This window comes from Bacillus sp. IBL03825 (assembly GCF_024712505.1).
In the GTDB taxonomy this organism is placed as follows: Bacteria; Bacillota; Bacilli; order Bacillales; family Bacillaceae_G; genus Bacillus_A; species Bacillus_A wiedmannii.
Genome location: NZ_JAMXKE010000001.1, coordinates 3,122,240 through 3,134,494, shown reverse-complemented (window position 1 = coordinate 3,134,494; position 12,255 = coordinate 3,122,240). Strand labels below are relative to the sequence as shown.

The 12,255-nt window shown below is 33.6% G+C and carries 9 protein-coding genes, 2 pseudogenes and 1 other annotated feature; of the genes and pseudogenes, 10 read left to right on the top strand and 1 reads right to left on the bottom strand.

Going from position 1 to position 12,255, the window contains the following annotated elements; translation table 11 throughout:
* Window positions 1-126: 126 nt before the first annotated feature.
* From NHG49_RS16055 to NHG49_RS16025, 7 genes and pseudogenes are all read left to right on the top strand, one after another.
* Window positions 127-810, top strand: coding sequence for an N-acetylmuramoyl-L-alanine amidase family protein (locus tag NHG49_RS16055; protein WP_098102415.1), 684 nt, complete (start codon window positions 127-129; stop codon window positions 808-810).
* Window positions 811-1,101: 291 nt separating this feature from the next.
* Window positions 1,102-1,944, top strand: a complete 843-nt coding sequence (locus NHG49_RS16050) for a polysaccharide deacetylase family protein (RefSeq protein WP_064475750.1) — start codon at window positions 1,102-1,104, stop codon at window positions 1,942-1,944.
* Window positions 1,945-2,417: 473 nt separating this feature from the next.
* Window positions 2,418-2,647, top strand: a binding site (T-box leader).
* An 84-nt stretch (window positions 2,648-2,731) separates the two neighbouring features.
* Window positions 2,732-4,006 (top strand): serine--tRNA ligase, encoded by a 1,275-nt coding sequence (serS, locus tag NHG49_RS16045; RefSeq protein ID WP_064475749.1) that lies wholly within the window; start codon window positions 2,732-2,734, stop codon window positions 4,004-4,006.
* A gap of 179 nt (window positions 4,007-4,185) precedes the next feature.
* Window positions 4,186-4,815 carry a DUF1349 domain-containing protein gene (locus tag NHG49_RS16040; RefSeq protein WP_098655037.1) on the top strand — a complete coding sequence of 210 codons (630 nt, stop codon included), beginning with the start codon at window positions 4,186-4,188 and terminating at the stop codon, window positions 4,813-4,815.
* A 340-nt stretch (window positions 4,816-5,155) separates the two neighbouring features.
* The gene (locus NHG49_RS16035; protein ID WP_064475747.1) at window positions 5,156-5,608 is read left to right on the top strand and encodes a MarR family winged helix-turn-helix transcriptional regulator; all 453 of its coding nucleotides are present in this window, start codon (window positions 5,156-5,158) and stop codon (window positions 5,606-5,608) included.
* 25 nt (window positions 5,609-5,633) lie between these two features.
* Complete coding sequence (paiA, locus tag NHG49_RS16030; protein ID WP_258126266.1) at window positions 5,634-6,146, top strand: spermidine/spermine N(1)-acetyltransferase; 513 nt, start codon at window positions 5,634-5,636, stop codon at window positions 6,144-6,146.
* Window positions 6,147-6,228: 82 nt separating this feature from the next.
* A pseudogene (locus tag NHG49_RS16025) lies at window positions 6,229-6,730 on the top strand (FMN-binding negative transcriptional regulator).
* A gap of 180 nt (window positions 6,731-6,910) precedes the next feature.
* On the opposite strand, the gene NHG49_RS16020 reads toward NHG49_RS16025, so the two are convergent.
* Window positions 6,911-7,861 carry a nucleoside hydrolase gene (locus tag NHG49_RS16020; protein ID WP_064475746.1) on the bottom strand — a complete coding sequence of 317 codons (951 nt, stop codon included), beginning with the start codon at window positions 7,859-7,861 and terminating at the stop codon, window positions 6,911-6,913.
* Between the two features lie 228 nt (window positions 7,862-8,089).
* Here NHG49_RS16020 and NHG49_RS16015 point away from each other — a divergent pair.
* From NHG49_RS16015 to NHG49_RS16005, 3 genes and pseudogenes are all read left to right on the top strand, one after another.
* Window positions 8,090-9,038, top strand: a pseudogene (locus NHG49_RS16015) (MFS transporter); the annotation flags it as partial.
* Between the two features lie 421 nt (window positions 9,039-9,459).
* Window positions 9,460-11,052, top strand: a complete 1,593-nt coding sequence (locus NHG49_RS16010) for a spore germination protein (RefSeq protein WP_149174194.1) — start codon at window positions 9,460-9,462, stop codon at window positions 11,050-11,052.
* Entirely contained in the window at window positions 11,049-12,236 is a 1,188-nt protein-coding gene (locus tag NHG49_RS16005) for a Ger(x)C family spore germination protein (protein ID WP_258126261.1), read from the top strand. The genes NHG49_RS16010 and NHG49_RS16005 overlap by 4 nt, the downstream gene beginning before the upstream one ends.
* Window positions 12,237-12,255: the final 19 nt, after the last annotated feature.

The window sequence follows — 12,255 nt, the reverse complement described above, 5'->3', positions numbered from 1 at the left end:
AATTTCCGTTCTACACGTTTTTATCATTTTTAAACAAAATCGACATTATCTGCATTTTATCTTTATTAGCATTCATTACTATTTTCATTAGAAACGGAATGAAAAGCTGATAAGGAGATTATTAAAATGAAAAAAAGAGTGATATTGCTTTTGCTTATTATAATAATAATGGGTACAGGCGTTAGTTTCATACATGCTAAAGGGTACAAAAATATATCAAAAGAGAATCTAAGATTAAAAGGAAAAATAATTGTAATTGATCCGGGACACGGTGGAGGAGATAGAGGGACGAAAGGAAAGAAATTTGGAACGATTGAAAAAGAACTTAATTTAAAAGTAGCACAAAATATAAAGAAAGAATTAGAAGAAAGAACGGATGCAAAAGTTATATTAACACGTGAAAAAGATACGAGTTTACTTCCAGAAACAAAACAAAGGGAAGAATTGCAAGCTCGTGTCAAAGTAGCGAAAGAATATGCGGCGGATCTTTATATTAGCATTCATCATGATGCTTTTGAGGATACAAATGTAAAAGGAATAACAACTCATTATGGATCTAATAAAAGGAAAGATAAAAAATTAGCTAAGATCGTACAAGAAGCCATTTTTGATCAAAATATAGACAGCCGAGATAGAGGCGTTCATGGCAGTGATTTTCTTGTCTTACGAGAAAATCCTTCTCCATCTATCTTAATTGAATTAGGATTTACATCTAATGCGAGTGATGAAAAAAGAATGAATTCAGAAGAATTCCAAGCGAAATCGCAAAAAGGTATTGTGGACGGCATTATTAATTATTTTATTATGTAATAAAATAGGCAAATAGAAAATTACTATTCTTTCTAAATCTTAATTAGGAAGAGTAGTATTTTTTATTTTGGGTGTATATCCATTTTTCAAATTAGAAACAAATATTTTTCTAAAGAGTGAATGCAATATGCTATTCTTTAACTGATTTCGACATTATCTGCATTTTATCTTTATCCGTCTCTATTAATCTATTTATTGTAAATACCGGTTGAAACGAATGATTCAGTCGAGTAAAGGCTCAACCTTTTAAATAATGAATATGAAAATTAATAGGGAAAGGATCGAAAAATAATGAAAGAATCACAAAGTAAGAAAAAAACAAGTCGATTAACTAAGGTAATAATATCTCTAGGAGTTGTTTTAGCAACGACCTTTTTCACATTCTTTTTAATAGGGGAATGGAACTCTATCTCAGCGAAGGGAGTAGCTAAGGAAAATATGAAACAAGTTAATACGCAACAACAAGAAAAGAAAAAGGAAACACCACCGACAAAACAAAAAAGACCTGATGGAAAACCGGTAGGAAAAGTTGTTTATTTAACATTTGATGATGGTCCTAGCGAATTAACTGGGAAATTTTTAGATGTACTAAAAGAACAAAATGTTGCCTCTACATTTTTTATGCAAGGTAGCAATTTACAAAATACAGGTTTTCAGGAAAATGTAAAAAGAGCGGTAAAAGAAGGACATTATATTGGTGCTCATAGTATGACACATAACAGTGATAAGCTATACAAAAAAGGACAATTTGTACCGGAGATGAAAGAAACGTTAGCTCTTATCCATAATATTACGGGTACAACTCCTAAACTAGTTCGTCCGCCATATGGATCTGCACCAGGATTAAAGGGTGAGGAAATTCGTAATCAAATTGTAGAAGCAGCAATAAAAGTTTGGGATTGGACAATAGACTCAAATGATTGGAAATTAAAAGATAATCCAACTCAGATTATCGAAAATGTAAAGAAACAAACAACAGAAGAAGTAGAAGTTGTTTTAATGCATGAAAAGGCGCAAACATTACAAGCTCTTCCTGAAATTATTAAATTTTATAAAGAGCAAGGGTATGAATTTGGGGTATATAATGATGAAGATCATTTTCGTTTAAACTTCCAGAAAGATCAACGTCTATAGTATAAACATAGTTATCTTAAAAGGTGTTTTCTATTACTAAATCAATAACTAAAAATAGAGCCGATTTCCTATAAGATAAAGAAATCGGCTCTATTTTTAGTAGTTGCTATTATTTTTTATGTATGCCCAGATGTTTAATGGATAAATTTACTTAATAGCATCATGGACAAAAACGGAAAAAGATTTTAGAGATAAAATATCTTATCGCTGATGCTGAAACAAAGACCACCCTTTGGACTGGAGAAGATAAAGGAATGAAAAAAATAAGCTGATTGAATCAACTTATTTTTTATTTACTATCTTCAATTGTCCTATTATTTCTTCCGGAATATCCCCTTCAGAAATAATATCGTAAGAATACTGGGAAATATAAGTGTGTAAATTAATTATGAATATATTTTATTCACTAAAAATAATCCCTTGATAAATAAACAGAATTATTGTAAAGTAGTGATAATTAAAATGTATATTGTTTGAAAGCGATGAAAGGAAATAGTAACAAGTATTTTTTCTTTTAGAGAGTCGGTGGGTGGTGTAAACCGATAGAAGGAACTTGTGAATCCGTCCTTGAGCGAAATGTGGAACACTTCAATGTGAAGTTAATAATCGTTTCCGGATAAAAGCCGTTAATAATTTAAGTGGAGAGCATATATTTTTGTGCTTTCAACTAGGGTGGCAACGCGGGTTAACTCTCGTCCCTTTTATAGGGACGGGAGTTTTTTGTGTTTTTGTAGTACACAACCTAATTTTAAAAAGATTAGTTACTTAATTAGAGGAGAGATAAGCCATGTTAGATGTAAAAGTATTACGTACAAATGTAGAAGGGGTAAAGAAAAAATTAATTACTCGTGGTGGAGAGTTTCTTGAATTAAATAAATTTGAAGAATTAGATCTAAAGCGTCGTGAATTGTTAATAGGAGCAGAAGAGTTAAAAAGTAAACGTAATGAAATATCTGAACGTATTGCGAATTTAAAGCGTGAAAAACAAGATGCCGATGAACTTATTAGTGAAATGCGTGAAGTGGGAGACAATATTAAATCGTTAGATGATGAATTGCGTTATGTAGAAGAAGAGGTAAATACAATATTGTTAGCATTACCAAATCTACCTCATGAAACAGTGCCTGTTGGGGAATCAGAAGATGATAATGTTGAAATACGTAAGTGGGGAGAAATAAGTGAATTTTCATTTGAAGCAAAACCACATTGGGAAGTTGCTGAAAAATTAGGATTACTAGATTTTGAGCGTGCAGCAAAAGTAACGGGAAGCCGCTTCGTCTATTACAATGGATTGGGAGCACGTTTAGAGCGAGCGGTAGCCAACTTTATGTTAGATTTACATGTTGAAGAACACGGATATACAGAAGTGATTCCGCCATTTATCGTAAATAGCGATAGTTTATTAGGAACAGGACAGTTCCCAAAATTTAAAGAAGATGTATTCACCTTAAAAGACACAAATTATTCTTTAATTCCAACGGCGGAAGTACCATTAGCAAACTATTATCGTGATGAAATTTTAAAAGGTGAAGAGTTACCTATTAATTTTACGGCGAATACTCCATGTTTCCGTTCTGAAGCCGGTAGTGCAGGACGCGATACGAGAGGGTTAATTCGTCAGCACCAATTTAGTAAAGTTGAAATGGTTAAATATACAAAACCTGAAGATTCATACGATGAGTTAGAAAAATTAACAACAAATGCCGAAAAGGTTCTGCAATTGTTACAGTTACCTTATCGTGTAATCGTATTATGTACTGCTGATATGGCATTTCCAGCTGCAAAAACTTATGACATTGAAGTTTGGTTACCAAGCTATGGCGTATATCGTGAAATTTCTTCTTGCTCAAATTGTGAAGATTTCCAAGCGCGTCGTGCAAGTATACGTTTCCGTCGTACAAATGGAGCTAAACCAGAATTGGTGCACACACTAAATGGCTCTGGATTGGCTATTGGACGTACAGTAGCAGCTATTTTAGAAAACTACCAACAAGAAGATGGCTCTGTTATAGTTCCAGAAGTATTGCGTCCATACATGAGAGGAATAGAAATTATTAAATGAGAAAGACATTGATTTGAGATGAAGTTTAATAGCTTATAAAAGTTTTGGGGAATAAAGAATTATTTAAGATGATGAAGCCGGGAAGAGATTCTTTTAGAAGGTCACATATCAAGATTAAATAATTTTACTGTGTAAATACTTTTTCATAATAAATATAAAAGGTTAAGGAGATATTGTTAATGTGCAATCGATATAGATTAATAGAGGAATTTAATAATGTAGAATTTGATAAAAGTTTAAAATGGTTTTCTCCACCTAAAGATTGGGAGATTAATAGGAATAAATCGAAGTTAATAATCAAACCTGATAAAGAGACAGATTTCTGGCAAAAAACACACTATGAATTTCAAGTTGATAATGGTCATTTTTTATACTATGAACTAAATGGAGATTTTAGATTGATCACGAAAGTAAACTCTAAACCAGCAAACAGATATGATCAAGCAGGTTTAATGGTTCGATTTTCAAAAGATACGTGGTTGAAGACATCTGTTGAGTATATACCGGATGACAATAGTAAATTAGGTGTTGTTGTAACAAAAAATGGATACTCTGATTGGTCTAGTCAGGAATTTTTGGAAGATTTGAATTCCCTTTACTATCGAATAACAAGAAAGGGTAATAATTACTATGTTGATTATTCAATAGACGGCGTTTCATGGAAGCAAATAAGAATGACTCACCTTTTTGAGGAAAAAGATTATATGAAAGTTGGTATTTATACTTGCAGTCCACAAGGAGAGGGATATGAAGCTGAGTTTGAATTTATTAGGATTGAGAATGTAGATGATAATACAAAGGTATATTAAAGGTATAAAGCCATCATAATTTTTATAGATGTATTGAATAAAAAGTTAATTCAATCGGGAATTGAAAAGTAATTAAATTTCTGTATAAAATACAATGAGTATACAAAAACGAAGAAGGTATTTTGAACAAAACAATTACAAATATTTGGTTTAACTGTTATGATTACGGGTGTTATTTTAATCCGGATAGTTTAAAATATTCATCAATATGTTTTTTAGGAAACAATGAATTCTTCCATAAAAGAAACCCATCCATTTTGTTTAATCTTTTTTCAAAATGGATGGGTTTTTTATCGTTTTTATTGCATTTGCAACAAAAATACGTAATAAGGAGCTACTTATGAAGGGAATTCTTCGCGAAATTGGAATGATAGCAAGGGCTTTAAATTCTATAAGTAATATAGAATTTAAAGAATATGAGCTGACAAAAGGGCAGTATTTGTACCTTGTACGAATATGTGAAAACCCAGGTGTCATTCAAGAAAAGCTATCTGAGATGATAAAAGTGGATCGAACAACAGCATCTCGTGCTATAAAAAAACTTGAAATGAATGGTTTTATTGAAAAGAAAGAAGATGAACATAACAAAAAAATAAAAAAACTCTTTCCAACTGAGAAAGGGGAAAATGTGTATCCCTTTATAAAAAGAGAAAATGATTATTCCAATGCCGTTGCATTGGAGGGATTTTCCGAAAAAGAAGTAGAAACTATTTTCAAGCTTCTTCAAAGAGTAAGAGGAAATGTAGAAAAAGACTGGGATTTTGTAAAAAAGGGGAACAAGAGAATTTATTGATTATATAAAGGAGTGACATATGTAGATGACTATAAAAAAGTGTACTCTTGAAGATTTACATAAGCTTCAAGAAATTAGTTATGAAACATTCGATGAGACATTTAAGCATCAAAATTCACCCGAAAATATGAATGCCTATTTAGAAAAGGCATTAAACTTAAAACAATTAGAAAAAGAATTAGCCAATCTTTCTTCGCAATTCTATTTTATGTATTTTAATAATGAAGTCGCTGGATATGTAAAGGTAAATACGAATGACGCTCAGTCTGAAGAAATGGGTGATGAATCACTTGAAATCGAGAGGATCTATATAAAAAGCACGTTTCAAAAACATGGGCTTGGTAAACATCTATTAAATAGAGCGATTGAAATTGCAATTGAACATAATAAAAAGAAAATCTGGCTAGGCGTTTGGGAAAAGAATGAAAATGCTATTGCTTTTTATAAGAAAATGGGGTTTGTCCAAGTTGGAGCCGACTCTTTTTATATGGGTGATGAAGAACAAATAGACTTTATAATGACTAAAACACTTAAATAACTTTGTTAAAAGGGGGTATATTCCAAAAAAATTTAAGATCAGAGATTTTGATGAGATTTTTTAAAAAAACTCTTTTGGTACGATTGTCATAACAGAACAAGGGAAACCAATTGCCATTCATTTGCCTTTGGGGTTAAATAAAAAAGGTGATGATTACTATATTATTGGGCATATGGCCTATGGAAATAATCGGTTGGAAATATTCGGGGATCATGGAGATGTGCTTGGTGTGTTTCAAGGACCACACGCTTATATTTCCTCTTTTCGGTATAGAAAGGAAGAAGTTCCAACATGGAATTATCAGGCCATTCATGTATAGGGTACAGCAAGCATTTTAGAGATAGATGAATTAATAGAAGAACTAGCAATGATGCTAAAAAAGTATGAAGAAAATCGTGAAAATATAGTTTTATGGGATGAACTTTCTCCTTAGTTATTAGAACGAGAAGTAAAAGGAATTGTTGGATTTAAAATTAAAGTGCAAGAAGTTCAAGCTGCATATAATTTAAGCCAGAATCGTAAGGAGAAAGATTATTCTAATATCGTTGATAAATTGCAAGCGAAAAAATCCTGATTCTCAGTAAATGGCAAAGGTGATGAAAAAGAGGGTTAAAATTATAAATCAGTGCTATAGGACACTTTATGATTTTTTAAGATATAGTTACTTTAATTGAATGAGAAATATAAAAAGTAGATTTCCTGTACGTTAAGTGAAGTGGCATTTCATTCACATAATCCGTATTATCTGAAGTTAATAAAGTCTATTACACTCTCTTCTTTAAGAACGTTTCCATAATATCTTTCTTGAATCTTTCATAATCAAACTGAAAAGCTACATTATGCGTTTTATAGCCTGGATTAGTAACAAAACGAAAGTCTGCAATACTTTGACCAAATCCTTCTCCTTGATCAGGAATTACTTTAATGGGTACTCTTGAAAGACCAACAGCCTCTTGATTCAGCAAATACCACACTGTTACAAAATCATGCATAGGGCTTCCACTTATACCAGGATTAGACTTGGAATAGAAATTATAATAATAGTCTAACATAGGTTTGAGGATGAGCCCTGCAAGATCCTGTGTATTTCGATGAAATGCATCGATTTGTTGGACCATTTCGGGTGTAACAATCGCATGTTGAGTCACATTTAACGGGATAATTGTCAAATTCTGTGCATGCTGCAGAATTAAGTTTGCTGCATAAGGGTCGGCGTAAAAGTTAGCTTCAGCTACAGCAGTTACGTTACCTGGATAGAAAAAAGCTCCCCCCATGCAAATGCATTCTCTTACGTTTCGCATTATTTCTAAATTCAATACAAAAGTCGTAGCTAGCGAAGAAAGTCTTCCTAAATTGATAATTGTAAGATCTTCCAAATTTGATTCTATAACTTGATAAATATCATTTAAAGGATAAACTGGATATGAAATTTCAGGTGGAATAATAGGCCCTAATCCAACTTTTCCATGTACCTCAGGGAAATACTGAATCAAGATACCTGTCAATGGTACAGAAGCACCAAGGAATACAGGTATCTCTTCTCTTCCCGCAATGTATTTCAAATAGTTAATATTTCTTATTACATTTTCTCTTGATACATTTCCATAATCGGCTACAATTCCTACAAGTTGAATATCTTTACGAAAAAAGGTGTACAGTATAGCAAACGCATCGTCAATCCCCAAATCTGTAAACAGGAGAACCTTTTTTTGCATAACTTTTCCTCCAAAATTTATATAATCCTACTTTCACTAATGATGAAGTAATCAGGCTAAGCTTGTGTATATATATTTTATGTATTCTGAAAGAGTACATTCTATTCACTTGAAATAGTCTTGCTCATCTAAATTTGATATTATGTTCAAACGTAAGCTTCCGTTCTTAAGTTGATAGTCATCTGGTACTATCCCAATATACGTAGCGAAATAGGAATTAAATGCTAGATAGTTATTTATTTAGCTCCATTTGTATTAATCGTCATTATTCTTGCACTGAAATATTTAATGAACGTTGCAGATACGACAAAAGCAAGATTGGATATTTGTAAGTGTCATTTTATCAACGATTGATTTTGGTTGTATTTTATTTGAATTTAGTAGTGCAGGAAGTAAGGGATGGGATCATCCGATTGTTATTACAACAATTATTACCGGGGTACTTGTTACACTTTATTTTGCTTACGCCAAATAAAGTGTAACGATCCACTATTAAATTTATCCGTATTTAAGTATAAAATTTTTACTCTTACATCAATGATAAACGTACTCATCACGATGATTATGTATGCTGATTTAATTCTTTTACCGATATACTTACAAAACGGAAGAGGCTTTACCGCATTTGAATCAGGTTTACTTCTATTATCTGGAGCTGTTATTAATGCATTCTTATCACCTATTACAGGTAAAATGTATGATAAATACGGAGCAAAACCACTCTTTATTACAGGGTTAATATATTATTTCGATGTGGGGTGTAATTGATTTAACTGAATCCACAACGTATATGTATGTAATGGTGCGCACTATTATTTTACGAATTGGGTTAAGCTTTATTTCGATGCCATTAAATACAGCAGGACTAAATGCTTTACCTAGAGAATTAGGTTCACATGGTTCAGCGGTAAATAATACGATTCGTCAATTAGCCGGTGCTATTGGAACAGCAGTTGTTATTACTATATATACGACTCAAGCAACTTCACATGCTGCAGAGTTATCTTTGGAAAAAGGAAACATTACAGCTATTCAACTAGCGAAATTATCTTCTATTTTCGGCTCAAGTGATGCGTATCTATTTATGTTATTCTTATCTTTCGTAGCATTAATCTTTGCATGTTTTATGCCTAAAAAAGTGGCAACTCAAAAATTTGAAAGTGAAGCACATAATTAGAATAGTTTATAGAGTTGTTTAGAAAGTATATGATGAGAGAAAAAGCAAGTGATCTAATATGGAGGTCATTTGCTTTTTCTTTTTATTTGTTTAGGAATTTAACTTTATCTTGTAGAGATATCAAAGGAGAAATGAAAAATTACACCTACAACAATTAAAAGATTGATTATGCATGTAGAGCTCTTATTATTTGTCCTAATCTCATTTTAGAATAAATAACTTATAGAAAAAATTGAATAATTTTCATGTGGAGGGAGATTTTAAGAAGGATGTCGAGGGTATATTTTCCTGTTGTTTTTTAGATAAATGATTACTTAGCCAGAAACTACTTAGTGGAACGGTTTGTAAAGATTTTCTGTCAAGAAATCACTAACACTTAGCTCCAAGTATAAAACATAAACCATTCGATAAATGGGGTAGTGTGATGAAAAAACTTAGTAGAAAACATTTGAGAAAAGATATTCAGGAACTTGAGAATGCAAGTATGCAGATACACTCTAATCAAGATCGTGAGCTTGATCAGAGTGTATCTGCGAATGAAGAAGTTTTGAAACAAGTTTTTGACAATTGTTCCGATATTGTTTTTCGTCCAATATTTATAAATAGCCAAATTAAAATTCTTTTTATTTATATAGATGGATTGGTAGACACCGGTATTGTGGAACAAGTTGTTTTGAAACCAATGATGTTCGAGGGGATGCCTAGTGGACTAAAGGTTATGGATTCAGTAGGAGAAATTATACAAAATCAGCTTATTGCAGTTTCTCAAGTAAAGACGATTTCTAAAGTTCGTGAGGTTATAGAAGCAGTATTGAAAGCGAATATCGTCATTTTGACAGAAGGAGAGAGTCAAGCTCTGGTCGCTGACTTAAAAGGGTTTGAAAAACGGAGTATTGAAGAGCCAGCTGCCGAGATTTCTGTTCGTGGCCCTCGGGACGGGTTTACGGAAACTTTAAGGGTCAATACGAGCCTTATTCGCCGAAGAATTCGGAGCCAAAAACTAAAAATGGAACCTTATTCGATTGGGGAATTGTCACAGACAGATGTGGTGATTACCTATATTGAAGGAATTGCTCCCGATTCGGTTTTAGATGAAGTTCGCCAAAGGGTACAGCGAATTCAAATTGATGGGGTGTTAGAGTCAGCTTTTATTGAAGAGTTTATTGAGGACCAACCTTTTTCTCCTTTTCCACAAATTCAAAATACTGAGCGACCAGATGCGGTGTGTGCAAGTTTATTAGAAGGGAAAGTGGCAATTTTAGTGGATAACACACCTTTCGTTTTAATCGTTCCTATGACATTTTGGACTGGTCTCCAGGCAGCAGAGGATTATTATGAACGATCCATCTACACAACTTTTGTTAGATGGATACGTTTAATATTAATCAATATTTCATTATTTCTCCCTTCTCTCTATGTCGCTATTACAACCTTTCATCCGAAACTAATCCCAACAAATTTGCTTATTAGTATTGCAGCTGCAAGAGAAGGTATTCCTTTCCCAGCTGTTATAGAAGCGCTGATGATGGAATTTTTATTTGAAGGTTTGAGGGAAGCGGGCGTTCGGTTACCAAAACCCGTTGGATCAGCAGTTAGCATTGTAGGGGCACTTGTTATCGGACAAGCTGCGGTGCAAGCAGGTATTATTTCAGCACCATTGGTTATTGTTGTGGCGACAACCGGAATTGCTTCGTTTGCGTTCCCGCGCTATAACTTAGGAACAGCTTACCGGATGCTGCGCTTTCCGATGCTACTATTGGCAGGGATGCTTGGGCTGTATGGTATTGCTATAAGTACCCTTGCGATTTTAATTCATTTAACAAACATACGTTCATTCGGCGTTCCGTATTTAAGTCCGGTTGCGCCTCAGACTCCGCGTGATTTAAAGGATGTTTTGCTTCGAACACCTCGTTGGAACATGACACATCGTCCTATAATGGTATCTGGTAAGGAGAAAATCCGTTTTCCAGATGGACAACAACCAGGTGCAAAACGGGGAGGGGAAACAGAATGAGCCTACACAAGGCACTTTGTATGATACTAGTAGTTTCTTTATGTTTCTTGACGGGATGCTGGGATCGTACAGAGTTAAATGATCTGGCAATAGAATTAGGATGGGGACTTGATCAAGCGAAGAATAATAAGGTTGAAATTAGCGCCCAGTTTATTATCCCTTCAAAAATGGGAATGGGACAGAGCGGAAGAAGTAATGCAGGAAAATCAGTTTTTCTTGAATCAGGAACTGGAAAGGATACACATGAAGCTGTACAAATGATGCAAACAAAAATGTCGAGGGAAATCTTTCGAGGGCATCAGCGTGTAATATTAATTGGAGAAAAATTAGCTAAAAATGGTCTCGCTCCAGTTTTGGATGCATATAGTCGCGATCCTGATATTCGGTTACGAGCAGATGCGTTAGTAGTAAAGGGAAATACTGCAAAAGAGTTCCTGAAAGCATCTATCCCTTTAGAGGCTATCCCGGCACTTGGGGCACTTAAAGAGCATATGCAAATAGAGGCATTGGGAGATACATCGTTATTAAATTTTCTTATTGCTGGTACGAGTGATGGAATCACCCCAATCTTGCCAGTTATTAAACTAAATATGTCTCATAAAAAAGGTGAAAACGAGGTCAAAGGGTTTCAAATTGTAGGAGGTGCTATATTTAACAACGATCTTAAGTTGGTAGGATACTTTAATATGCAGGAATGGTTAGCTACTCTTTGGATAGTGAATCGTTTAAGTAAACAGACGATTACAGCAACTGCCTCTAAAGGGAATGGTAGTACGAGTTTATATATGACAAAAATCAAAAGAAAAATTATACCGACTATAAAAGGGGCCACAATTAAGTGTGACGTTGTTTTTTTAGGTGAAGGAACGATTCAGGAGAACAATACGAATTTAGATCTTTCGCAGCCAAAAAATCTTACTTTTTTAGAACGTGTAATGGAAAAACAATCTGAAAAACAAGCTCTCCAAACTATTAAAAAGGTTCAAAAACAATACGGAACCGATATCTTTGGATTTGGAGAAGCTATTCATCAAAAATATCCATCCGAATGGAAAGAGCTAAAAAAGAATTGGAGTAAGCAGTTTCGAAAAGTGCAGGTTTCTGTTCATGCAAAGCTTACTATTCGGCGAGTAGGACTGACTGGACAGCCGTTGCAGTTAAAGAAAAATGAAATAAAAAAATAAGGAGGAATATAGCGTGTGA